The organism is Halopiger aswanensis (assembly GCF_003610195.1).
Taxonomy (GTDB): Archaea; Halobacteriota; Halobacteria; order Halobacteriales; family Natrialbaceae; genus Halopiger; species Halopiger aswanensis.
This window is the reverse complement of the sequence record NZ_RAPO01000003.1, coordinates 593,915-615,180: the sequence shown is the minus strand read 5'-3', so window position 1 is coordinate 615,180 and position 21,266 is coordinate 593,915. Positions and strand designations below refer to the sequence as shown.

At 65.7% G+C, this 21,266-nt stretch carries 25 protein-coding genes; 15 read left to right on the top strand and 10 right to left on the bottom strand.

Going from position 1 to position 21,266, the window contains the following annotated elements:
* Window positions 1-9: 9 nt before the first annotated feature.
* Together ATJ93_RS17005 and ATJ93_RS17000 are read right to left on the bottom strand one after the other, a co-directional pair.
* A complete protein-coding gene (locus ATJ93_RS17005; RefSeq protein WP_120245842.1) occupies window positions 10-303 on the bottom strand; it encodes a DUF424 domain-containing protein in 294 nt (97 codons plus the stop codon).
* A 3-nt stretch (window positions 304-306) separates the two neighbouring features.
* Entirely contained in the window at window positions 307-1,191 is an 885-nt protein-coding gene (locus tag ATJ93_RS17000; protein WP_120246042.1) for a tetratricopeptide repeat protein, read from the bottom strand.
* A gap of 153 nt (window positions 1,192-1,344) precedes the next feature.
* On the opposite strand from ATJ93_RS17000, the gene thpR reads away from it, so the two are divergent.
* The gene (gene thpR, locus ATJ93_RS16995) at window positions 1,345-1,902 is read left to right on the top strand and encodes an RNA 2',3'-cyclic phosphodiesterase (RefSeq protein WP_120245841.1); all 558 of its coding nucleotides are present in this window, start codon (window positions 1,345-1,347) and stop codon (window positions 1,900-1,902) included.
* Between the two features lie 42 nt (window positions 1,903-1,944).
* On the opposite strand, the gene ATJ93_RS16990 is transcribed toward thpR, so the two are convergent.
* Entirely contained in the window at window positions 1,945-2,187 is a 243-nt protein-coding gene (locus ATJ93_RS16990; protein WP_120245840.1) for a PLDc N-terminal domain-containing protein, read from the bottom strand.
* A gap of 257 nt (window positions 2,188-2,444) precedes the next feature.
* Between ATJ93_RS16990 and ATJ93_RS16985 the strand changes: the two genes are divergently transcribed.
* From ATJ93_RS16985 to ATJ93_RS16965, 5 genes are all read left to right on the top strand, one after another.
* On the top strand, window positions 2,445-3,479 hold the full coding sequence (locus ATJ93_RS16985) for a hypothetical protein (RefSeq protein WP_120245839.1): 1,035 nt from the start codon (window positions 2,445-2,447) through the stop codon (window positions 3,477-3,479).
* A 102-nt stretch (window positions 3,480-3,581) separates the two neighbouring features.
* Complete coding sequence (locus tag ATJ93_RS16980) at window positions 3,582-3,734, top strand: 50S ribosomal protein L39e (protein ID WP_120246041.1); 153 nt, start codon at window positions 3,582-3,584, stop codon at window positions 3,732-3,734.
* 2 nt (window positions 3,735-3,736) lie between these two features.
* Entirely contained in the window at window positions 3,737-4,015 is a 279-nt protein-coding gene (locus tag ATJ93_RS16975) for a 50S ribosomal protein L31e (protein ID WP_120245838.1), read from the top strand.
* Window positions 4,016-4,017: 2 nt separating this feature from the next.
* Window positions 4,018-4,683: a translation initiation factor IF-6 gene (locus ATJ93_RS16970; RefSeq protein WP_120245837.1), complete on the top strand. Its 666-nt coding sequence runs from the start codon at window positions 4,018-4,020 to the stop codon at window positions 4,681-4,683.
* An 85-nt stretch (window positions 4,684-4,768) separates the two neighbouring features.
* Window positions 4,769-5,101, top strand: coding sequence for a hypothetical protein (locus ATJ93_RS16965; protein ID WP_120245836.1), 333 nt, complete (start codon window positions 4,769-4,771; stop codon window positions 5,099-5,101).
* A 41-nt stretch (window positions 5,102-5,142) separates the two neighbouring features.
* Here the strand turns inward: ATJ93_RS16965 and ATJ93_RS16960 are convergent, their stop codons facing one another.
* Window positions 5,143-5,454, bottom strand: a complete 312-nt coding sequence (locus tag ATJ93_RS16960; protein ID WP_120245835.1) for an ASCH domain-containing protein — start codon at window positions 5,452-5,454, stop codon at window positions 5,143-5,145.
* Between the two features lie 295 nt (window positions 5,455-5,749).
* Between ATJ93_RS16960 and rpl18a the strand changes: the two genes are divergently transcribed.
* From rpl18a to ATJ93_RS16935, 5 genes are all read left to right on the top strand, one after another.
* Window positions 5,750-5,941 carry a 50S ribosomal protein L18Ae gene (gene rpl18a, locus ATJ93_RS16955; protein WP_120245834.1) on the top strand — a complete coding sequence of 64 codons (192 nt, stop codon included), beginning with the start codon at window positions 5,750-5,752 and terminating at the stop codon, window positions 5,939-5,941.
* Window positions 5,941-6,396, top strand: coding sequence for a prefoldin subunit alpha (gene pfdA, locus ATJ93_RS16950; protein ID WP_120245833.1), 456 nt, complete (start codon window positions 5,941-5,943; stop codon window positions 6,394-6,396). The genes rpl18a and pfdA overlap by 1 nt, the downstream gene beginning before the upstream one ends.
* A 49-nt stretch (window positions 6,397-6,445) precedes the next feature.
* Entirely contained in the window at window positions 6,446-7,888 is a 1,443-nt protein-coding gene (gene ftsY / locus ATJ93_RS16945; protein ID WP_120245832.1) for a signal recognition particle-docking protein FtsY, read from the top strand.
* A 546-nt stretch (window positions 7,889-8,434) separates the two neighbouring features.
* Entirely contained in the window at window positions 8,435-10,135 is a 1,701-nt protein-coding gene (locus ATJ93_RS16940) for a nitrite/sulfite reductase (protein ID WP_120245831.1), read from the top strand.
* On the top strand, window positions 10,125-11,801 hold the full coding sequence (locus ATJ93_RS16935; RefSeq protein ID WP_120245830.1) for a Coenzyme F420 hydrogenase/dehydrogenase, beta subunit C-terminal domain: 1,677 nt from the start codon (window positions 10,125-10,127) through the stop codon (window positions 11,799-11,801). The genes ATJ93_RS16940 and ATJ93_RS16935 overlap by 11 nt, the downstream gene beginning before the upstream one ends.
* 113 nt (window positions 11,802-11,914) lie before the next feature.
* Here ATJ93_RS16935 and ATJ93_RS16930 read toward each other — a convergent pair whose 3' ends face one another.
* Complete coding sequence (locus ATJ93_RS16930; RefSeq protein WP_120245829.1) at window positions 11,915-12,424, bottom strand: DedA family protein; 510 nt, start codon at window positions 12,422-12,424, stop codon at window positions 11,915-11,917.
* A 122-nt stretch (window positions 12,425-12,546) separates the two neighbouring features.
* Here ATJ93_RS16930 and ATJ93_RS16925 point away from each other — a divergent pair, with 122 nt between their 5' ends.
* Window positions 12,547-13,527 carry a phosphatase PAP2 family protein gene (locus tag ATJ93_RS16925; RefSeq protein WP_120245828.1) on the top strand — a complete coding sequence of 327 codons (981 nt, stop codon included), beginning with the start codon at window positions 12,547-12,549 and terminating at the stop codon, window positions 13,525-13,527.
* A 23-nt stretch (window positions 13,528-13,550) separates the two neighbouring features.
* On the opposite strand, the gene ATJ93_RS16920 is transcribed toward ATJ93_RS16925, so the two are convergent.
* On the bottom strand, window positions 13,551-14,198 hold the full coding sequence (locus ATJ93_RS16920; RefSeq protein ID WP_120245827.1) for a bactofilin family protein: 648 nt from the start codon (window positions 14,196-14,198) through the stop codon (window positions 13,551-13,553).
* 135 nt (window positions 14,199-14,333) lie between these two features.
* On the opposite strand from ATJ93_RS16920, the gene ATJ93_RS16915 reads away from it, so the two are divergent.
* Complete coding sequence (locus ATJ93_RS16915; protein ID WP_120245826.1) at window positions 14,334-14,939, top strand: GNAT family N-acetyltransferase; 606 nt, start codon at window positions 14,334-14,336, stop codon at window positions 14,937-14,939.
* 15 nt (window positions 14,940-14,954) lie between these two features.
* Here ATJ93_RS16915 and ATJ93_RS16910 read toward each other — a convergent pair whose 3' ends face one another.
* The 3 genes from ATJ93_RS16910 to ATJ93_RS16900 are packed head-to-tail and all read right to left on the bottom strand — an operon-like array spanning window position 14,955 to window position 16,885.
* Complete coding sequence (locus ATJ93_RS16910) at window positions 14,955-15,629, bottom strand: alpha/beta hydrolase (RefSeq protein ID WP_120245825.1); 675 nt, start codon at window positions 15,627-15,629, stop codon at window positions 14,955-14,957.
* Entirely contained in the window at window positions 15,626-16,252 is a 627-nt protein-coding gene (locus ATJ93_RS16905; RefSeq protein WP_120245824.1) for a VOC family protein, read from the bottom strand. The genes ATJ93_RS16910 and ATJ93_RS16905 overlap by 4 nt, the downstream gene beginning before the upstream one ends.
* A gap of 6 nt (window positions 16,253-16,258) precedes the next feature.
* Window positions 16,259-16,885 carry an FAD-dependent oxidoreductase gene (locus tag ATJ93_RS16900; protein WP_120245823.1) on the bottom strand — a complete coding sequence of 209 codons (627 nt, stop codon included), beginning with the start codon at window positions 16,883-16,885 and terminating at the stop codon, window positions 16,259-16,261.
* Window positions 16,886-17,386: 501 nt separating this feature from the next.
* On the opposite strand from ATJ93_RS16900, the gene ATJ93_RS16895 reads away from it, so the two are divergent.
* Window positions 17,387-18,493 carry a glutamate-cysteine ligase family protein gene (locus ATJ93_RS16895; RefSeq protein WP_120245822.1) on the top strand — a complete coding sequence of 369 codons (1,107 nt, stop codon included), beginning with the start codon at window positions 17,387-17,389 and terminating at the stop codon, window positions 18,491-18,493.
* 67 nt (window positions 18,494-18,560) lie between these two features.
* Here the strand turns inward: ATJ93_RS16895 and ATJ93_RS16890 are convergent, their stop codons facing one another.
* Window positions 18,561-19,736, bottom strand: coding sequence for a C45 family autoproteolytic acyltransferase/hydolase (locus ATJ93_RS16890; RefSeq protein WP_120245821.1), 1,176 nt, complete (start codon window positions 19,734-19,736; stop codon window positions 18,561-18,563).
* Between the two features lie 993 nt (window positions 19,737-20,729).
* Here ATJ93_RS16890 and ATJ93_RS16885 point away from each other — a divergent pair.
* On the top strand, window positions 20,730-21,185 hold the full coding sequence (locus ATJ93_RS16885) for a type IV pilin (RefSeq protein WP_120245820.1): 456 nt from the start codon (window positions 20,730-20,732) through the stop codon (window positions 21,183-21,185).
* The last annotated feature ends 81 nt before the right edge of the window (window positions 21,186-21,266 follow it).

The window sequence follows — 21,266 nt, the reverse complement described above, 5'->3', positions numbered from 1 at the left end:
CGGCCGCGGTCAGTACATCCGCAACAACTGCGCGTGACGGGTCTCGCCGACCTCGAGGACGTTCGCCTCGTCGATGAACCCCTCTTCGATCGCGAGTTCGACCGCGCGGGTGCCGACGATGTTGGCGATGTCGGCCCGCGCGAGGCTGTCGACCGCGGCGCTCTCGTCGACCTCGTCGCCGCCGTAGAACTCCTCGGTGACCGTCAGCGAGACGGCGTCAGTTTCGAACGTCTCGCCGAGCACGTCGCTGTCGCAGACGGCGACCAGCAGCCCCTCTTCGGTCTGTCGTTCGTTGACGATCATCCCTTACTCCAACTGCCAGTCCTCGTCGTCGCGGTCGGAGGCCCGGCCGGGATCGGTGATGGTCACGTCCTCGGGCTCACCCCGCTGGAACTCGGACGGTCGGCCCGCGCCGGCACCGCCCGGCGCCTCGCCGAACATCTCCTCGCGCTCCTCCATGACGCGCTGTTCGGCCCGCTCGCGCATCTCGTTTGCCTCCTCGGCGATCTCCTCGGCCTCGTCGTACTCGCCCAGTTCCTCGAGAATGTGGGCCTTCTCCTCGAGCACCTGCGAGTTGCGCATCCCCAGCCGAATCGCGTTGTCGATACAGTGCAGGGCCTCCTCGGACAGCCCGCGCTCCGAGAGGAAGAAGGCGCGGTTGAACCAGCCCTCGGCGAAGCGCTCGTCGATCTCGACGGCGCGTTCGGCGTGCTCTAGGGCCTGGGCGGTCTCGCCGAACTCCCAGAGCGCGTACGCGAGGTTCGTCTCCGCGGTCGCGGCGTGCTCGCTCGAGTCGTCGATCCGCAGGGCCTCGCGGTGGGCGCCGATGGCCTCGTCCCACTCCTCGAGTTCGGCGTGGGCGACGCCCTTGTTCACCCAGGCCTCCTGCTCGACGTGGTCGTCCTCGGCGAAGTGAGCGGTCCGCTCGAAGGCCTCGGTGGCCTGCTCGTAGCGGTTGATCTGCATGTAGTTCAGGCCGACGTCGAGCAGTTCCTGAGCGTCGACCTCGTCGCTCCCGATGTTTTCCTCGTCGAGCATGTCGGCGACGACGCGTGAGTCGACGGGGTCGACCCTCGAAGGGTCGACGTCCAGTTCCGGCGGGTCGAGATCGAACTCGTCGTAGGGGTCGTCGAATCCCGCCCCTTCGGAGAACTCGTGCCGATCGTCGTCGTCGGCCTCGCGGTCAGTCATTAGCCGAATTTGGCGTCGCGGGCTGTTAAGGGCTGCGACCTGGGTACCGCGGGTACATTCGGCGTTCGTCTCGACGCCGGCGTCGACAGCGGACGGTCGATCAGCACCGTCGGGACCGTCACCGTTGAGTAGCGCGCCCGCGACAACTCGCGTATGCGACTGTTCGTCAGCGTCGACCTCCCAGACGAACTCGCGGAACCGGTGGCCGACCTGCAAGCGGAGTTCGCCGACGCCGGCGGGCTGAACTTCACCGATCCCGAGCAGGCCCATCTCACGCTGAAGTTCCTCGGCGATGTCGACGAGAGTCGCCTGTCGGATATCGAGGACGAACTCGAGGCCGCGGTCGAAGATGCGGGCGTCGACCCCTTCGAGGCCCGCTTCGGCGGCCTGGGCGTGTTCCCCAGCCTCGAGTACATCAGCGTCGTCTGGTTCGGGACCGAGACGGGCGGCGAGGAACTCACGCGGCTCCACGAGGCCATCGAAGAGCGGACGACGGCGATGGGGTTCGACCCGGAGGAGCACGACTTTACGCCCCACGTCACGCTCGCGCGGATGGAACACGCCGGCGGGAAGGACCTGGTGCAGGAACTCGTACAGGAGCGCGACCCGACCATCGGCGAGATGCGCGTCGACGAGGTGCGACTGACCGAGAGCACGCTAACCAGCGACGGGCCGGTCTACTCCACGGTCGAATCGTTCCCGCTCGAATAACGCCGGCCCTTGCGGATTCGAACGAACGGCGACTGTCGGCCGTCAGTACCCGCGACCCGGACCGGACCTGGGACCGGTCGCGTCGCGACCGAGGAGCACGTACAGCACGAGACCCAGCAGCGGCGCGAAGAAGACGACGATCGCCCAGAGAAACGCCGGGTGGGTGCTGTTCTGCTGTGCATCCGAGAACGTCCACACGACCATCCCGAGGTACACGAGCATCAGAACGGCGAAGATCATGAATGCGAACACACCGACTCCTGCTGCGACGATGATGGAGGGCATACCCGGCCGGACGGGCCGATACATCAAATATTTTGTCTTTTTCTGTGTCACATAAGCGGGGCGGACGCTGTAGACCTGCCGTACAGCGCGATCAGTCTCGAGGCGACCGCAGGCGAGTCGACCGCACTCGAGTCGGCTGCGACGACCGTCCCGCAGCGCACACCGTTCACCGACGGCGACTCTCCGGACGAGGACACCGTCAGGCGCGGGACGAATGGCTATGATAGGGCCGATCGGTGTAGGGCGGCGTGAAAACGATGGCGCGAACGGACCGCGGAACCGACGGCGCCGAGGACGGGGACGGCCGCGACGGCGGCGTCGTCAGCCGGCGCGAACTGCTCGCCTCGCTCGGCGGTGCGGGTGCGGCCTCGGCGATTACGCCGCGGACGACGAGTGCCACCGCGGACACGTCGCGCGTCCGCGTTCGCGTCTATCCCGGCCCCGTCCCGTTGCACGGCTGGGCCCACGCCGGCGTCGCCGGCATGCACCGCGACTGGCCGCTTCCCTTCAGGGACGGATTCGAGGCGATCGAGGCGACCCTCGAGCGCGTCCGCGAGTACGCGGATCAACACTCGCGTCTCGAAGGGCTCGAGATCGAGGTCGAACGCGGCTCGCCAGTCCGGTACCCGCTCTCGGCGGCCGACGGCCCCGGCGAGTTCGTCGCCCCGTCGCTGTCAACGGTGCTCGAGGCCTTTCGTGAGCAATTGAGCCGACGAGACGTGCTCGAGGAACTGACGACGCACGTGCTGTTTTGCTGGTCGCCGTTCAACTATCGCGTGGGGTACGGCGGGACCTTGTCGCCGAACGCGGCGATCGGCTCGACGGCTCAAGCCGACGACGGGACCGACGTAACTCCCGATTCCGACACGGCACGAACGCCCGTCGACGGCGCGCTGGCGGTCGTGAATCTCGGTGCCACCGAAGTCTGGGACTCGAGGCCGGTGACGCGAAACATGGCGATCCACGAGACGCTGCACACGTTCCTCACGCCCGAGGTCGCCGAGGCGGTCAACGACTCGCCGTGCGACCACGATCTGGGCGCCGCCGTACAATCCGAGGACGATGGCCGTCGGTTGCAGGTCACGCCGATGGCGACGGCCTACGCCGGTCCGGATCGGATCCGCGTCGCCGACGGCGCCGCTCGCTTTCCCGGCCGCGGCTGCGCGAATCACGACGCGTTCACCCGCCACGACGGCTACGAGGACGTCGACCGCCGGGCGTACACCGCGACGCCGACCGACGCGACGCTCGAGGCGGCCACGCGCTACCTCGAGCGAACGCTTTCGGGATGAATCGGCCCGCGAACGTCCGATTCGGGGCGACAGTCGGGTCGAGACCGGTGGTCGAATCCAATGGACAAGATTTTAAGCCAGCATGGGCTACCTTCGGCCACTATGAGTAAGAAATCGAAGGGCAAGAAAAAGCGACTTGCCAAACTCGAGAACCAGAACAGCCGCGTTCCGGCCTGGGTCATGATGAAGACCGACATGGAAGTCCAGCGGAACCCGAAGCGACGCAACTGGCGACGCAGCGACACTGACGAGTAACAATGAGCGCAAGTGATTTCGAGGAACGCGTCGTTACCGTTCCGCTGCGAGACGTCAAGAAGGGCGCCAACCACGAGGCCGCGGATCTGGCGATGCGACTCGTCCGCGAGCACCTCGCGAAACACTTCGCGGTCGAGGAGGACGCCATCCGCCTGGACCCCTCGATCAACGAGGCCGTCTGGGAGAACGGACGCTCCAACCCGCCGCGAAAGCTCCGCGTCCGCGCGGCCCGCTTCGAGGAAGAAGGCGAGGCCGTCGTCGAGGCCGAGGTCGCCGACTAAACTTGCAACGTCTCGCCTTCGCCGGGTCGGCGTACGTCGGCGTCTTCGCCCGCGCGACCGACTCGTGCGTGCTCGTTCGCCAGGACGTCGACGACGACGTCGTCGCCGACCTGTCCGACGAACTCGAGGTGCCCGCCATCGAAACGACCGTCGGCGGTTCCTCGACGGTCGGCGCGTTAGCGACGGGTAACGAGAACGGCCTGCTGGTCAGTTCCCGCGTCCTCGAGTACGAGCGCGAGCGCCTCGAGGAGGCCGTCGACGTGCCGATCGCGGAGCTGCCGGGCAACGTCAACGCGGCCGGGAACGTCGTGTTGGCGAACGACTACGGCGCCTACGTCCATCCCGACCTGACACGGGAGGCGATCCAGATCATCGAGGACACCCTCGAGGTCCCCGTCGAACGCGGCGACCTCGCGGGCGTCCGGACGGTCGGCACCGCCGCGGTCGCGAACAATACCGGGGTGCTCTGTCACCCGAAGGCGACCGACGAGGAACTCGACTTCCTCGAGGAGGCCTTAGACGTCCGGGCCGACGTCGGCACCGTCAACTACGGCGCGCCGCTTGTCGGCTCCGGCCTGATCGCGAACGAGTCCGGCTACGTCGTCGGCGAGGACACGACCGGCCCGGAACTGGGCCGGATCGAGGACGCGCTGGGCTACATCGACTGACCGGCGCGCTGCAAGTCGCGACCCCCTTCTCGGACCGCTGTTTCTGACCGGCAGCCATATTTACTCGAGAGCGAGTACGCTACGTATGGATTGGCAGGATCTCGTCTTTCTGGCCGGTAGTCTCCTCACGGTCGCCGTTCTCGTCCCCGCGCTGCGAGATTGCACGACGCGGATTCCGCTCCTGACGAGCCTGCCGAAAGCGGCGCTCGGCGCCGTCTACGCGGTGACCTTCGCCACGCTCGGCATGGATCTCGCCGCAGTCGGGCTCGTCGCGACCGGTGTGGCGTGGTCGTTGCTCGCGGCGTACCGGTCGCCGCGGGCGCCGCGAGCGGCGGTTCGCTCGACCACCGATCCCACGGCCGAGGCACTATCCGGGACCACGGACGCCCCGGGACAACTGCGCCACCTCGAGAAGTAAGCGACCGTGCAGCAACTGTTGGCTACCGCGCTGATTCTCGGCTACCGTTTCTCGAACCGATGTAACACGACCTCGCTGTCGTCGTCCCACTCGAAGTCGTCGTGGACCCGCTCGAGCATCCGGCGGTAGGTCTCGAGATCGTCCATCCCCTCTGCCTGTGCGTCTTCGTCGGTCATATCGCCCAGCGTGCGTTCGGTGACCGTCGTCACTTCGAACGTCTCGTCGTCGATCGCGAACGTGTCTCCCTCGTCGGCATACCGGTGGCCGCGGTGGATCTGCGTCACCTCGCCCTCGAGGGCCTGTTGGCGCATTCGGTCATTGGGTAACAGGTCGTCGGAATCAATTTCTCCCATGGGTCATCCTTGAGCGGCGCGGACGAAATTAGTTGGGCTCGAGGGGGACGGCGGGAAGCACGTCGCTACGAACCGGCCGTCCCTCGAATCCCCGGTCGGAGCCTGTCGGCCGTCGGAGAGCGCCGTCGCTTTGAGCCGCCGAACGCTTGTCGACGAAATCGCCGGGAAGACGGGGAAAGACAGGGATCGTAGCGACTCGAGGCCGGCTCTGGCCTCGAAACGACTCGGTGCGACCGAAAGCCACCCCCGTTTATAGAAGGGAAGATTCTTCCGACTGCCCGCCGGAGTGGGACCTATGAGTCAGTTTACGGTCACCGGCCGGTTCCAGACTCGCGACGGCTTCGCTGAGTTCGAAACGACCATCGAGGCGGAAAACGAGAACGTCGCTCGCGAGCACGCCTACGCGCAGCTCGGGAGCCAGCACGGCCTCAAGCGCACCCAGATCGAGCTCGAGGACGTCGTCGAGAGTGAGGAGGTGACGGCCTAATGGGGCAGCAGCAACTCCAGCAGCTCTCCCAGGAACTGCAGGAAATTCAGGAACAGATCGAGGCGCTGCAGGCCAACGTCGAGGAACTGCAGCAGGAAAAGACCGAGATCGACGAGGCCATCGAGGCCCTCGAGACCCTCGAGACGGGCTCGACCGTGCAGGTCCCGCTCGGCGGCGGCGCCTACCTTCGCGCGACGATTGAAGACATCGACGAGGCCATCGTCGACCTCGGCGCCGACTACGCCGCCGAATTCGAGCAGGACGACGCCGTCGACGCCCTCGAGAACAAGAAAGACACCGTCGACAACCGCATCGACGATGTCAACGAGGAGATCGCCGAACTCGAGAGCGAAAGCGAACAGCTCGAGCAGCAGGCCCAGCAGCTCCAGCAGCAGGCGATGCAACAGCAGATGCAGCAGATGGGCCAGGGACAGGGCCAGCCGGACGACGAGTAACCGCACGTAACCGCGGCCCCACGTTTCCGTTCACGTTTACCTACCCACCATGTTCGATAATCTGAAGGAGAAGCTCGGGAGCTTCCGGAAGGACGCCGAAGAAGCCGCCGAAGAGAACGTCGAGGAGGTCGAAGACGAGGACGATCTCGCAGACGTCGACGAGGCGGCGATCGAGGGCGACGCTGCGGCTGCCGATGGCGATACCGAGACAGCCGATGCACCCGACGCAGCCGAGCCGGAAGCCCCGGATACCACTACCACCGACGACGCGGCCGCGGGGGCCGATCCCGATCCCGGTCCCGACGGCGACGGCGAGAGCGGTCTCGAGGCCGAGACGACCGCATCCGAATCGGTGGCGAATGCCGACACGGCTGCCGCATCTGACGCCGTAGCCGAGCCCGAACCCGAGAGCGAGTCCGAGTCCAGTTCCGGACTGGATCTCGAGGGGATGATTCGGGACGACGAGCCCGAGGAGCCGGCGGACGAGGCCGCCGAATCCGACGTCAATACGGCTGACGCGGCCGACGCCGCTGCGGAGCCCGTCGAGGACGACGAACCGGCGGACGAGGAGTCAGCCGGCGAGGACGACGGCAACAGCACCGGCTTCGGCCGCAAGGCCAAGTCGCTCGTCAAGGGCAAGTTCGTCATCGAGGAAGAGGACCTCGAGGACCCGCTCCACGAACTCGAGCTGGCCCTGCTCTCGAGCGACGTGGAGATGGGCGTCGTCGACGAGATCCTCGACAACCTGCGCGACGAACTGATCGGCGAGACGCGGGCCTTTACCACCTCGACCGGCGACGTGATCGAGGAGGCCCTGCGCGACGCGATCTACGACGTGATCAGCGTCGGCCAGTTCGACTTCAACGAGCGCATCGCCATCGAGGACAAGCCCGTCGTCATCGTCTTCACCGGCGTCAACGGCGTCGGGAAGACGACCACGATCGCCAAGATGAGCCGCTACCTCGAGGAGCGGGGCTACTCGACGGTGATGGCCAACGGCGACACGTATCGTGCCGGCGCGAACGAGCAGATTCAGGAGCACGCCGACGCGCTGGACACGAAGTGCATCAGCCACGAGCAGGGCGGCGACCCCGCCGCGGTGCTCTACGACGCCGTCGAGTACGCCGAGGCTAACGACGTCGACGTCGTGCTCGGCGACACGGCGGGTCGGCTCCACACCGACGAGGGGCTGATGGACCAACTGGCGAAGATCGACCGCGTCGTCGACCCCGACATGACGCTGTTCGTCGACGAGGCGGTCGCCGGGCAGGACGCCGTCAACCGCGCCCGCGAGTTCAACGACGCCGCCGAGATCGACGGCGCCGTCTTGACGAAAGCCGACGCCGATTCCAACGGCGGCGCGGCGATTTCGGTCGCCCACGTCACCGGGAAACCGATCCTCTTCCTCGGCGTCGGGCAGGGCTACGACCACTTAGAGCGGTTCGACCCCGACGAGATGGTCGACCGGCTGCTCGAGGACGACGAGGAGTAGCGACGGCTCGTCATCGCCGTCGGTAGCGGTCCGTCGGCAAGCTGTTCAGCGTCTGTTTTTGGCTACAGTTCGTCGCGTCGGTATCCGAGCATGAAGGTGGACCTCACCCGCTTCGACGGCCGAATTGCGAATCCGATCCACGAGCAGAACCCGATCGCCCGAATGCGCACAACTACCGGATCATATCTCCGGTAGTTGGCACGGTTTCTGTCGGATAGATTCGGTCGCTGCCGGCTACCGGCCTGTGGAAAGGAATTTCCCGATTCAACGGCGTGTCAACGCGAACGTATGAGGCAACATTTACTGGTTGGAGCGACCCACGACATGATTCGCCGAGTTACGGGAGCGTATACGTGTCGGGTTCTAGTACCCGCTAAACAATGGTCCTTGAAGGTAGCGACACTCATTCTCGAGTTGACCGTCTCGCGGGGTGGTTTGCGTGAATAACGAAAACGCGAGCGTTTTCGAACTCACACAAACCACCGAGACGGCTCCGCCGTCTCGAGGTTCGCTTCACACCGTTCAGCCAACCACGAGGTGGTTTGCGTGAATACAGTCGAACAACACAAGCAAGAAAAGCATCCGCTGGACGTCATCGAGGACGTCTACGACTACGCGGAGGGGAACCTCTCCGACGAGGAAATCGAGGAGCGCGCCGGCGGCGGCGAGTGGGAGCGGCTCAAGTGGGCCGGCATGTACTCCCAGAAGCAGGACGACTACTTCATGATCCGGACCAAGGTCCCGGGCGGCTATCTCACGCCCGAGCAGGCCGAGGTCATCGGGGAGTGTGCCACCGACTACGCTACCGCACCCGAAGAGTACGGCGGCGAGGAGCAGAACGAGCTCTGGGGCGACGCCTTCCTCGACATTACGACCCGTCAGGACATCCAGAAACACTGGGTCGAAGTCTCGGACGTCCCCGAGATGTGGGAGCGGTACGACGAGGTCGGCCTGACGACGGTCCAGGGCTGTGGCGACTCCGCCCGGAACGTGCTGGGCTGTCCCGCGGCCGGGCTCGACGACCACGAGTGCTTCAACGCCCAGCCGGTCATCGACGCCGTCTCGGACTACTTCACCGAAAACCGCGAGTACGCCAACCTCCCGCGGAAGTTCAAGATCACGATCACGGGCTGTAAGCACGACTGCGCCCAGTCCCAGATCAACGACGTCGGACTCACGCCGGCGAAGAAGGAAATAGATGGCCAATACTACTACGGCTTCCACGCCCGCGTCGGCGGCGGCCTCTCCGACGGCCCGCGGATGGCCTCGAATCTCGACGTCTTCATCCCGCCGGAGGACGCCGTCGAGTTCTGCCGCGCCGTCGCCCAGACGTTCAAGGAGCTGGGCGACCGCAACAACCGCGGCGTCTGCCGGATGCGCTACCTCGTCGAGCAGATGGGTGCGGACAAGTTCGAGGAAGCCGTCCGCGACCGCTGCACCGTCGACCTCCCCGAGAGCGGCGAGGACCTGACGGTCGGCTACCGCGGCGACCACGTCGGCGTCCACGACCAGAAGCAGGACGGGCTGAAGTACGTCGGCTTCAACGTCATCGCCGGCCGCATGGGCGGCGACGAATTTGCGGAAGCCGCCCGCGCCGCCAAGAAGTACGGCACCGAGGAGACCTCGATCCGCCTCGCCACGGACCAGAACTTCCTCATCACCCACATCCCCGAGGAGAACGTCGACGACCTCCTCGCGGAGCCGTTCGCCCAGGAGTACAGCCCCGATCCGGGGCCGTTCTCGCGGGGCGCCGTCGGCTGCACGGGCACCGAGTTCTGCAACTACGCCATCATCGAGACCAAAAAGCGCACCAAGCGCTGGGCCCGCGAACTCGACGAGCGCATCGACACGCCCGACGACTTAGAGGTCGTCCGGATGCACATGTCGGGCTGCTCGGCCTCCTGCGCCCAGCCCCAGATCGCGGACATCGGCTTCCGCGGCGAGACCGTCAAACTCGAGGACGAGGACTCGCCCAACGACGAGGGCGACAACCTCGTCGAGGGGATGGACTTCGGGCTGGGCGGTGCGCTCGGGGCCGACAACGAATTCCTCGACTGGATCGAGCGCGCGGTGCCCGCCGAGGGCGTGATCCCGGCGCTCGAGCAGCTGTTCGACGCCTACAACGCGGACCGCAACGACGACGAGCGGTTCTACGAGTGGGCCCGCCGCATCGACAACGAGCGGCTCCGGTCGCTCATGACCGACGCCGACGCGCCGGTTGCACGAGGTGTTGCCCATGGGGACTAACGGACGCGACGACGGAACCGACGGACGGGACGCCGAAGAACGCACGTTCCCCAGCGTCCCCGAATCCGAGGCTCGCGACGACGACGCCGTCATCGTCCCCGACGCCGGCCACGCCGCGCCGCGCTCGCGGGACGGGACCGAGCACGCTCGAGAGGGCGCTATCGCGACGGACGGCGGACACGGTCACGAACACGCAGAGGGCGACAGTTGCTCGCCGAATACCTGTACCTGCGGCGAGAAGACCGCAGAACCCGCAGCCGACGCCTCGAGCACCACCGCCGACTCAGCGTCAGCCGACAAACCCGTCGCCACCGACGGTGCGGGCGTCGCCAACGTCGACGAAGAAGGCAATCTCGGAGACCTCGAGTTCACCGAACCTGCCGAGAACGTGAGTCAGGACGTCTACGACGACGCGCCGGACACCCGCGTCGGCGTTCCCGAGGGCGTCGATCTGGACACGCCGGAGTACTCCATCCGGTCGGAGATGAACGACATCGAGACGCCGGACGAGAAGACCTGGTTCATGGAACTGGACGAGGCCGTCATCGACGAGGGACGCTGTATCCAGTGTGGGACCTGCGTCGCCGCCTGTCCCTCCGACTCGATCGGCGTCGGCGACGACGACCTGCCCAAGCTGGTCAAGATGTGCACCGGCTGTTCGCTCTGCTGGGACTTCTGTCCCCGCGGCGGCCTCCGGTACGAGCGCCAGTGGAAGATCACCGGCGGCGAGGACAACGTCAAGGGCGCCGGCGACCCGATCACGGAGTTCTCCGCGAAGGTCGACGACGACTGGACCGATCAGGCCCAGGACGGCGGCGTCGTCACCGGCATCCTCGCGACGCTGCTCGAGGAAGGCGAGATCGACGGCGCGCTGATCGCGACCGAGAGCGAGGAGGAAGCCTGGAAGGCCGAGAGCTTCCTCGCGACGACGAAGGAGGAGCTCATCGAGAACGCCGGCACGGTCTACAACCAGACGCTGGCGCTGGGCAACCTCGACTTGGAGCAGTGGGAGGATAAGCTCCCGGACAAGGACTGGGACGACCTCTCGCTGGCGCTCGTCGGCACGCCCTGTGAGATCGAGGGCATCCGCGCCCTACAGGACTTCGAGTGGGACTACCAGGCCCAAAATCAGGGCATCCGCGCGGTCGACTACACGATCGCCCTGATGTGTACGAAGAACTTCAACTACTACAGCCTCATGGGCGAGATGGTCCAGGAGCAGCGCGGCATCGACCCCGAGGACATCGGCAAGATGGACGTCCTCCACGGGAAGATGATGATCTACGGCCACGACGGCGAGATGATCTTGGAGGAGGACATCGAGAACTTCCACGACGCCGCGCTCAAGGGCTGTGACGAGTGCGCCGACTTCACCGGCTTCTGCGCCGACGTCACCGTCGGCTCCGTGGGCTCGAGCGACGAGTACTCGAGCGTCATCATCCGCACCGAGCAGGGAATGAAGGCCTGGGAACTCACCGAGCCGAACCTCGACTACCACGACTTAGAGGACCGCTCGGCGATCGGCAAGCTCCAGGGCTGGGACAAGAAGAAGGCCTTCGAGAGCTTAGAGCGGCCCTTCGACCCCGACGCGCCCCGGTTCATCGACTACACGGACCACGCCGAGAACTACGGCACGGCGCTGAACCCGCACGATCAGGGCCACTAACGCTATCGCTACCTTCACTCGCTTTCGGATCGGCTCGTTCAGTCGATTTCTGCATCACCGTTCGGCTCTCGTCTCGGCTCACTGGTTCCGCTCGAGGGGCGAAATCATCGACTTCAACCGGTAACGAACTGCACGGAGCCGACGACGACCCAGACGATCAGCACGTAGTTCAGCAGCGTCGAGGTCAACGCGTAGAACGCCGCCCGTTCGAACGGGTACGACGCGATTCCCGCCGGGATCATGATGAAGCTGCCGACGTACGGGACCAGGTTCGTAATCACGATCCCGGCACCAGCGTATCGCTGGAACCACCGCTCCGCTCGGGCGTACTGATCGTCGGTGATCGAGACGCGGGGCAGCGATTCGACCGCCTCGCGGCCGCGAGCGGCCGCCAGCCAGTATATTAGCAGTTGGCCGCAGGTGTAGCCAAGCGACGCGACGAGAACGCTCGCGACGATCGTCCACCGCGACGCCGAGACGGCGACGATGTAGCCGGGGAGAAAGACCGACGTCGGAAACGGCTTGCCGATGATCGCCCCCTTGACGATGAACAGGACGAACAGTGCGGGCAACCCGTACGCCAGCAGCGCAGCGTAGCCGGCGTCGACGAGAGCGGAGATCATGGCACGAGCGGGCGTTGTTCGACGGTATCAGCACCATCTCCTATCTAGCTGCCTATCTGATCCGACGAGTGCGACGTGCGAAGGCGCCACGTCTTAGTCGCTGCTCCGTCTAGAGGGACGGTATGGCTCGAGGCATCGGCGAGTTCGGCCCGATACAGGATCTGATCCCGGAGTGGGCAGCGATCGTCGTCGCGCTCGTGACGCAGTTGGGCGACGTCTGGTTCCTGACCCTGCTCGTCGGCGGCCTCTACCTGTACCGGACGGACGACCGCGAGGAAGCGGCCGTCGTCGTCGGCCTGCTGCTAACCGGCTTCGCCACCATCATCACGCTGAAATACGCATTCGCGCTCCCGCGACCGGAGCAGCCGTTCGTCCGACTCGAGTCGCTGCCAGCAATAGTACGGCCACTGTACGAGTCGATCGGGACGGCCGACGGCTACGGCTTTCCGAGCGGCCACGCGTTCATGACGACGGTGATCTACGTCGCTCTCGCCAGACGACTCTCGATCGGAACGGCCCGCCAGCGGCTACTCGGCGCGGCGACCGTCATCGTCGCGGTCTGTCTCTCGCGGGTTGCGCTCGGGGTCCACTACCTCGTCGACGTCGCTGCCGGAGCGGCCGGCGGGTTGCTCCTGGTGCTCGCCACAGAGTGGCTGCTCGATCGATATGCAGCCGATCGCGCCACGGCCGCGTTCGCACTGGCCATTCTCGCGAGCGCGAGTGCCGTTCTCGTCGCCAGCGACGATCCGGACGCCGTCCTGTTACTCGGTGCGTCGCTTGGCGCGTTCGGCGGTTGGCAACTCGTTCGGCTTAGCGAAGGGTTCCCGGAACGCGAACGTGAACGTGAACAGGAACGGAAACGCGACCGTGCACGCGATCACCGCTCCCACTCGCGGTCGCGCTCGCGGATCGATCGCCGCCTCGCGCTCAGAATCGGGCTCGCGGTCGGCGCGTTCGCGCCGCTGGCGGTGGCGCTCGTCTACTTCGGACTCGTCTCGATGCCCGTGCCCGCAGCCAGCGGCGCACTCGGGTTCGGTCTCGCCGCGATCCTTGCAGTTCCCGTACTGCACACGGTGCGATCCCGTCGGGCCAGCGGCATTTGAGAACAGTCGTCCGACTCGTCTCCTCAGCCCGTTTCAGTGATCTCGCCGTCGACCTCGGCGTCGCCGGCAACAGTTACCGTGCTGCCGGTGACGTTCCCGTCGATTTCCGCGCCTTCCGCGATAGAAACGGTCCCGTCTGCTTCGAGATTCCCGTCGATCTCGGCACCGGTTCTGAGGATCACGCCGCCGCCAGCCTCGACGTTGCCGTCGATCGCGGCCCCCGGATCCAGCCGGACGTCGTCGCCGGCCTCGAGATTTCCGTCGAGTTCGGCCTCGTCCTCGAGGACGACCTGATAGCCGGCTTCGACGTTATCGTCGACCGAGGCATCGGGTTCGAGGACGACGGAGCCGGCGGTTTCGATCCCGCCCTCCGGTTCGTCATCGGGCGGGACGACGACGAGGTCGTCGGTCGATCCGGCGGCTGTGCCGTCGTCGTCGCCGTCGGTCCCGTTCGCGTCCGTTTGTGCGTCGACGTCCGACTCCGCGACCGTGTCCGCCGACTCGGTACCGTCGCCGAAGCGCTCGTACTCGCCGTCGTCGGCACCCGGTTCCCGCCAGTGGGCGCCCGCATCGGACTGCAAGCCGGTACAGCCGGCGAGACCGACCGCAGCGCCGCTCGCGGCCCAGAGCAGTCGCCGTCGAGAGCATCGCGGTCCTCGAGATCGGGACATCGCGTACGGGGATCGGACACCGACGGCACGGAAAGTCGTTGTGTGCCTTTGCAGCGGCTGAGATAGCGAAAACGGGGCGAGAACGCGGCGACGAGGAGTCGGCGCGCTTATCAGCGACCGATCGAAACGCCCGCTATGGAATCGCGATCGCGCATTCGAGTCGCGACGGCCGACGACGCCGCGGCCGTCCGCGACATCTACGCGCCGTTTTGCGACTCGACGGCCGTCACCTTCGAGGAGACGCCGCCGACGGCGGCCGAGATGGCCGAACGAATCGAATCGACGCTCGAGGAGTACCCGTGGCTGGTCTGCGAGGTCGCAGGTGAGGTCGTCGGCTACGCCTACGCCCACCGACTGCGCGAGCGCCGCGCGTACGACTGGGTGGTCGAACTTTCGATCTACGTCGCCGAGGACGCACGCGGGGCCGGCGTCGGCCGCGCGCTGTACGAGTCGCTCTTTGCGGTCCTCGAGCGCCAGGGGATCCGCGACGCCTACGCCGTGACGACGCTGCCGAACCCCGAGACGGTCGGCTTCCACGAGAGCATGGGCTTCGAGCGCGTCGGCGATTTCCCCGCCGTCGGCTACACGGAGGCCGAGTGGCGGGACGTCGCCTGGTGGCGGCGCTCGATCGGCGAGAAGACCGACGATCCGGACCGGCCGCGGTCGTTTGTCGAGTTACGAGCCGATGACGCCGTCGACCTCGAGTCGCTCGTCGCAGCGGGCGACCACCGACTCGAATGATAAAAAGCGCCGCAGTTACGCCGAGAGGAGGTTCGCGACCATCTCGGACGCGAACTCGAGTTCGTCCTCGTTGACGCCGTGGCCCATCCCCTCGTAGAGGCGCTTAGTGACGTCGGCGTTCAGGTCCGCGAGGACGTCAGCGGTCTCGTGGACGCGCTCCTCGGGGATGTGCGGATCGGAGTCGCTGCAGCCGAGAAACGCGGGGGTGTTCTCGAGGTCGCCCTCGACGTCGAGGTAGTCGTCGGGATCGATTTCCTGCCCGATGAGACCGCCGCTGAAGGCGACGAGGCCGCCGTAGCGCTGCGGGTTGCGCGCGACGTACTCGCTCGAGAGGCAGGCGCCCTGCGAGAAACCGAGCACCACGAGCCGCTCCGTGGGGATGCCGGCCTCGTTCGCTTCGTCGATGGCGTCCTCGATCGCCTGCAGGCCCGAGGTGCGGCCGGGCTCGTTCTTTTCGACCGGCTCGAGGAACGAGTTCGGATACCACGTGCGCCGGGCCGCCTGCGGGGCCAGTAGCGCGACGCCCTCGCGGTGGAGTTCGCTGCCCATCTGGACGATGCTGCGGGCCGTCGCGCCGCGGCCGTGAACGAGGACGATCGCGGCTTCGGCGTCCTCGAGGTCGGTGCCGGCCGTCACCAGTTCCTGCCCCTGATGGGGGTTCTCGCCTTGGTGGCCGCCGCCGCGGTTCATTCGACACCACCGACGCCGGCGCTGGCGTCGGGCAGGTCGTGTTTGACGACCTCGAGGCCGAGGTCCTCGATCGCCTGCCGGAGGTGTTCGTCCTTGGCGTACTCGGCGCCGTCGGCCTCGCGCAGCTCCTGAGCTTTCGCGAGGATCTCGCCGCGGCGGTCGTTCGGAATCTCGTACTTGTCGGCGCTCAGTTCGATGACCAGCCCGTTGTTGTCGCGGGTGTAGATCGAGTGGAAGATGCCCCGATCGAAGACGTTGTAGCCGTGGCCGGCCTCCTCGAGAGACTGCATGATCTCCTCGTACTCGTCGGGTTCGACGCTGAAACAGAGGTGGTGGACGGCGCCGACGCCGGCGCGCTGGCCGCGCGCGGAGGGACGGTCGTCGCTGACGAAGAAGGTCAGGATGCGGCCGTCGCCGGTGTCGAAGAACAGGTGGGTCTGGGAGGGGTCGTCGAGGTTCGGCTGGCGCAGCACCAGCGGCATCCCCAGGAGATCCCGGTAGAATTCGACGGTGTCCTCCTCGTTGCTCCCCCAGATGGTGATGTGATCGGTGCCCGTCGTGTGGAACGGGCTATCGGGGAGTTCGGGCGTGACCGGCGTCGTGGATTCGGATTCGTCGGACATGGGAGTTTACTCCGCGACCGCGTCGCCGAAGACGCGCTCGGCATCTGCGGGAACGTCGAAGTCGTGGTAGTGTTCGCCCTTAACGGCCGAGAGGATGTTGAGTGCTGCGGCGGCGCCGTCGCCGACGGCGATCGCGGCCTGCCACTCCTCGGGACGGACCATCGCGCCCGTCGCGTAGACGTTATCGACGCTGGTCTCCATGTCGACGTCGACGTCGACCACGTCCTCCTCGGTGAACTCGCAGCCCAACTCGTCGGCGATGTCGCGGTTCGCACCCGTCGCGAGCACGACGTAGTCGGCCTCGTACTCGCCCGCCTCGGTCGCGACGACGAAGCCGTCGGCGGCCTCGGTCTCCTCGACGCTCGTCACTTCCTCGCCCTGCCGGCGGTCGACGCCGAAGCTGTCGACCTGCTGGCGGGCCGTCTCCATGAACTCCGTGCCGCCGACGGAGCCGATGCCGAGGTAGTTGAACAGGTGCGCCTTGTGCATCCACGTCGCGTCCGTGTCGAACACCGTCGTCTCGAGGCCGTTCTTCGCGGTAAAGAGGGCCGCGCTCAGACCGGCGGGGCCGCCGCCGACCACGATCACCGAAGCGTCGCCGTCGTCCGCAGTCTCGGTTGCGTCGTCGCTCATACGTGGTTGTATCTTGTTACTGCAGGGGTAAGAACCCAGCAGAGACGCCGACGCAATCACGTGACACGGGCGTTAGTGGGGCGGCGCTGACCACAGCCGGCGGAGGGACGGAGGGACGGCGCGGACGACGAGTCAAATTCGGCCCACGGGCCCACGGATCGACAGTCGGGCGGGATCTTCGATCCTCGAGGGGACAGAAAGAGAGCGAAACGCCGGTTGCGCGACCCTGAATTGTGGGTTCCCTGGTACCGAACCACATTCTCTGAAACCCGTGTGCTAGCACGTTACAGGCCCTCTACGCCCCAATCTATCACTTTCGTACGCAAGCTCAATCGGTTCACGGGGATAGGCGCTACACTTCCGGTACACACGACGCACCACGTCGGCACCGAATGCGGTACAGCGCAGTGCGATATTCGGTATCGGTGCTGCCACAACTCGGCTCCCGCCGTCCCCCGACGGCGCTCGAGAGCCACCGCTTCACACGCGCAAGAGACATCCATGAAAACCAGCCTCGAGGTGGAGTACTGGGTCGTCGACGACGACGGCGACCTGGTCCCGCCCGACTCACTGCTCGACGTCTGTGACGGGATCGACCCCGAGTTCGTCGAGCCGATGCTCGAGATCAAGACAACCCCCTGTACGTCGATGGCGGAGCTCCGCGCGGAGTTTCGCGATCGGATCGCGACCGTCGTCGAGGCGGCCCGCGAGCGGGGAAAGCGGCTCGTCCCGCTGGCGACGCCGCTGTACGCCCCGCCGTCGGAAATCCCGTACCGCGAGAAGCAAAGCACCGACCTCCAGCGCCGGATCGTCGGCCCGGCCTTCGACGACGCTCGGGTCTGTGCCGGGACGCACATCCACTTCGAACAGTCGAGCGTCGTCGACCAGCTCAACGCACTGACGGCGATCGATCCCGCGTTCTCGCTCGTGGCCAGTTCGTCCCACTACCGCGGCGAACCGATCCTCGAGTGCGCCCGCCCCTACCTCTACCGCCGGTCTTGCTACGGCGCCTGCCCCGACCAGGGCCAGCTGTGGCCCTACGTCGATAGCGTCGCCGAGTGGGAGCAACGGATGGACGACGCCTTCGAGACCTTCCGCGAGCGCGCGATAGAGCGCGGCGTCGACCCGGCGGCCTTCGACGAGGAGTTCGACCCCTACGAGGCCTGCTGGAATCCGGTCCGGCTGCGGCGGGCGATGCCGACCGTCGAGTGGCGCTCGCCGGACGCCGCGCTGCCGAGTCAGGTGCTGCAACTCGCCGAAGAAGTCCGCTCGATCGTCGCGCGGGCGGACGCTCGCGGCACCGCCGTCGTCGACGGCGATCCCGATCGCGCCGGCGCCCAAACGAGCGGCGATCCGGACGCCGACGGCGTCCCGCTCCCCGCGTTCGACACCGTCGAGGAGGTTACCGACGCCGCGATCTACGACGGCCTCGAGGACGCGAACGTGCAAGCGTACCTCCGCAGGCTCGGCTTCACGCCGTCGAAGTACGAGCCGCTGACGACGCAGCTTCCCGACGGCCAGCTTACCGAACGGCGCGCCAAGCGTCTGCGACTCGCGGCCGCGCGGCGTCTCGAGGCCGATCTCGAGCGGCGCCGCGTTCGCGCCTGAAGCCGTTCGGATCCGGGCACCGCTGGCTACGGAGGAGCGACTTTTGTCAGACGATTCACCGGAGTCGTTAGCTCATCCCCTCGAGCCAGCGCCGGCCCGTCCGCAGGTCGGCCGGCACCGCGTCGCCGAACGAGTACCGCAGCCGCTCGCCCTCGCAGGGGTTGCCCATCGCGACCTCGATCGTCGGCGTACCGCCCTCGAAGACAGCCGTGCTGGCGGTGGTGAGTTGGCCCATCGCGTACTCGCCGGCCTCGGGTTCGGGGTGACGACAGATCGAGTTGTCGCCGGGGCCGTGCTCGTGGTCGCGGGCGATCGTCCAGAGGTCCTCGCGGGTGAGCGGTTCGAGGTCATCGAGCAACTCGAGGGCGCGACGGCGTCGCTTCGTGGAACTCCTGGCCTCGGTCGACTCGGCGATGACGAAGTGGTTCGTTCGGGTGGCGATCGGCCCCTCGTCGGCCGCGATCCGCTCGGCAGCGGGGTCGACCTCGAGCAAGACGGCATCGGTCTCGTCGGCGAGAAACAGCGTCTGGCCCATCAGGTGTTTCGTGGGGTGGGACTCGAGTTTTGCGCGGGCTGCGTCGACGGTCGCACACTCCTCCAAGAGCGTCCGGATGACGGTACCGTTGCGCAGTTGATCCTCGGGGTCGACGTCGGCGGACTCGCTGTCGATGTAGGTATTTGCGGCGACCAGTCCCTGATCGTTGACCCCTTTAAACATCGAAATCGTACCGCAGGTATCGATCGTCAGGATGCCGTGATAGTCGTCGATCGGCGGCTGTTCGACGATTGACTTCGGGCGCAGGCCCCGCCCCGCGATGTCGCGGTTCTTGAACACCAGCGGGCCGGCGGCGTCGGCTCCGTCGGCGACCGACGACTCGGCCACGAGCGCGTTCGTACACCCCTTCGGGTTCTTCTCCGAGCAGGGTTCGGGGCCCTCGGCCAGTTCCTCGCACAGTTCCGAGTACGCGAAGACGTAGACCTCGTAGACCGGCGCGTCGACGTCGAACACGTCCGCCATCGCTTCGTAGGCCCGCCGGTAGCGATCCGGCAGGCTCTCGCGGCTGCGCCGAGCGTACTCGAGCAACGGCTCGAGGTCGACGCCGCGGGCGTCGATGAGGGTCTCGAGTTCGTCGATCGCCCACCCGACGGCCTCCCGTTCGGTTTCGGCGCGCCGGCGGGCCTGTTCCGCGAAGCTGTCGACCTCGGGGACGGTCGCGGCGGGGTTGGTTGCGGTGTCGTCCATACAGGTGCTGGTGGCTCGAGGCGTTTGGGGAGTCGGCTTGAAACGATTGGGGCTGCCGGAATCAGTGGCATCCGCGCTGTTTTTGCCAATGTGTAACTCCGAGAATAGCAGTTGTAGCGATTCCATTTCCAAATATGCGTACACAAACGTCTCGCGAACGCTAGTCGGAGCGACCTCGAGGTATACTGGCACGGCCTCCGCCGGTCGAACTTCGTTTGCTCGGCCGTCGCGATCATCGACGACCTGGTACTCGACCCCGGCCAACTCGAGAGCGTCGAAGACGTGGCTATCTTCACCACGGTGATTGATCGCGTACACGGTCGGTAGTCCTCTTCGGCGATCGATCTGCGGGAGAAGACGTTCGCGATGAGAGCGTTCGGGCCAACGAACTCCGGGTTATCAAATTCGTACTCGAGCCACCTGAGTCTCGCGCCGTTTCGACCGCATGAACCGGATCGGGTACCCCACTGTCGTCGATCCACGTCCGCAGCCGCGACCGGGGCAGGTCCAGAGCCGATGCGGTTGCCGCCGAGCCTGCGTCGTGCTTGCGTGCGTACGCGAGCACGTCGTAGCACTGCTCAACGACCGACGCCGCGTCCTCGTAGTAGCCGCCGCCGTAGGTGCGCGCGAAGCCACGCTCGGTCGGTAGTGGGCCATCCACAGTCATACAATTCCGTCACGAAAGACGTATCAAGTAACTACTGACTCGAGGGATAGAACCGAAATCACAAGACGGCGTTGCTTCAAGCCGGTGCTGTAGATGTTCTACAGGCGCCTAATTATCAGACCTGAAAGCGTATATGACCGTCTTTTCGTTCGATCGAATACACTATCGGGAAATTATATATACCCCGCTTCCACTGGTAGTTATCAGCGCCAAATCGGAGCGGCAAGGAAGGGTGCAACGGGATGTGTGTCCAATCCCCCCGTGCAGTCGGTGGTACCTTACCACTGTGTATAATCCTTCCGACCGTTCACGGCGCATGAGAATACATGGATCTGAAACTAATGCGTGACAAACTGGTCGGATCGGAAGAACAACGCGCCGTATCGCCCGTTATCGGCGTCATCCTCATGGTGGCTATTACTGTGATTCTGGCTGCCGTGATCGCGACATTCGTCCTAGATATGGGTGACAGCATGGGCGAAGGTTCCGTGAACGCTGCTGTTGATACTGATGTCAGTAACACTGACGGAGAAGTAACGTTCACCCTTGAACAGGAAGGGAATGCTGAGGAGTTCTACATTCGTAATGGCACTGGGCTTGATGACAGCCACCCCGACGTTAGTAATGGAGAAACAGAACTTAGCTTTAGTGGCGTCGGGAGTACTGTGACGATTGGGAACAGTACCTCGACTGGCCATCTTCTGGATTCTGGTGAAGTGAACATCGTTGCTGTTGACGGTAACGCTGAGACCGTTATTGGCTCTGCTGAGTGGGACTTCTAAGCAAATAACCACTGATTTTTTGGGCGTTGTATCGCATATGCGGCTACTTAGCTGGTCTTGTCTAGAATAACAGGAGCACTG

What these genes read in the sequence shown, in the direction of transcription:
- ATJ93_RS17005 (WP_120245842.1), bottom strand. Translation starts at nt 303, where the DNA reads ATGATCGTCAACGAACGACAGACCGAAGAGGGGCTGCTGGTCGCCGTC.
- ATJ93_RS17000 (WP_120246042.1), bottom strand. Translation starts at nt 1,191, where the DNA reads ATGACTGACCGCGAGGCCGACGACGACGATCGGCACGAGTTCTCCGAA.
- thpR (WP_120245841.1), top strand. Translation starts at nt 1,345, where the DNA reads ATGCGACTGTTCGTCAGCGTCGACCTCCCAGACGAACTCGCGGAACCG.
- ATJ93_RS16990 (WP_120245840.1), bottom strand. Translation starts at nt 2,187, where the DNA reads ATGCCCTCCATCATCGTCGCAGCAGGAGTCGGTGTGTTCGCATTCATG.
- ATJ93_RS16985 (WP_120245839.1), top strand. Translation starts at nt 2,445, where the DNA reads ATGGCGCGAACGGACCGCGGAACCGACGGCGCCGAGGACGGGGACGGC.
- ATJ93_RS16980 (WP_120246041.1), top strand. Translation starts at nt 3,582, where the DNA reads ATGAGTAAGAAATCGAAGGGCAAGAAAAAGCGACTTGCCAAACTCGAG.
- ATJ93_RS16975 (WP_120245838.1), top strand. Translation starts at nt 3,737, where the DNA reads ATGAGCGCAAGTGATTTCGAGGAACGCGTCGTTACCGTTCCGCTGCGA.
- ATJ93_RS16965 (WP_120245836.1), top strand. Translation starts at nt 4,769, where the DNA reads ATGGATTGGCAGGATCTCGTCTTTCTGGCCGGTAGTCTCCTCACGGTC.
- ATJ93_RS16960 (WP_120245835.1), bottom strand. Translation starts at nt 5,454, where the DNA reads ATGGGAGAAATTGATTCCGACGACCTGTTACCCAATGACCGAATGCGC.
- rpl18a (WP_120245834.1), top strand. Translation starts at nt 5,750, where the DNA reads ATGAGTCAGTTTACGGTCACCGGCCGGTTCCAGACTCGCGACGGCTTC.
- pfdA (WP_120245833.1), top strand. Translation starts at nt 5,941, where the DNA reads ATGGGGCAGCAGCAACTCCAGCAGCTCTCCCAGGAACTGCAGGAAATT.
- ftsY (WP_120245832.1), top strand. Translation starts at nt 6,446, where the DNA reads ATGTTCGATAATCTGAAGGAGAAGCTCGGGAGCTTCCGGAAGGACGCC.
- ATJ93_RS16935 (WP_120245830.1), top strand. Translation starts at nt 10,125, where the DNA reads ATGGGGACTAACGGACGCGACGACGGAACCGACGGACGGGACGCCGAA.
- ATJ93_RS16930 (WP_120245829.1), bottom strand. Translation starts at nt 12,424, where the DNA reads ATGATCTCCGCTCTCGTCGACGCCGGCTACGCTGCGCTGCTGGCGTAC.
- ATJ93_RS16925 (WP_120245828.1), top strand. Translation starts at nt 12,547, where the DNA reads ATGGCTCGAGGCATCGGCGAGTTCGGCCCGATACAGGATCTGATCCCG.
- ATJ93_RS16920 (WP_120245827.1), bottom strand. Translation starts at nt 14,198, where the DNA reads ATGTCCCGATCTCGAGGACCGCGATGCTCTCGACGGCGACTGCTCTGG.
- ATJ93_RS16915 (WP_120245826.1), top strand. Translation starts at nt 14,334, where the DNA reads ATGGAATCGCGATCGCGCATTCGAGTCGCGACGGCCGACGACGCCGCG.
- ATJ93_RS16910 (WP_120245825.1), bottom strand. Translation starts at nt 15,629, where the DNA reads ATGAACCGCGGCGGCGGCCACCAAGGCGAGAACCCCCATCAGGGGCAG.
- ATJ93_RS16905 (WP_120245824.1), bottom strand. Translation starts at nt 16,252, where the DNA reads ATGTCCGACGAATCCGAATCCACGACGCCGGTCACGCCCGAACTCCCC.
- ATJ93_RS16900 (WP_120245823.1), bottom strand. Translation starts at nt 16,885, where the DNA reads ATGAGCGACGACGCAACCGAGACTGCGGACGACGGCGACGCTTCGGTG.
- ATJ93_RS16895 (WP_120245822.1), top strand. Translation starts at nt 17,387, where the DNA reads ATGAAAACCAGCCTCGAGGTGGAGTACTGGGTCGTCGACGACGACGGC.
- ATJ93_RS16890 (WP_120245821.1), bottom strand. Translation starts at nt 19,736, where the DNA reads ATGGACGACACCGCAACCAACCCCGCCGCGACCGTCCCCGAGGTCGAC.
- ATJ93_RS16885 (WP_120245820.1), top strand. Translation starts at nt 20,730, where the DNA reads ATGGATCTGAAACTAATGCGTGACAAACTGGTCGGATCGGAAGAACAA.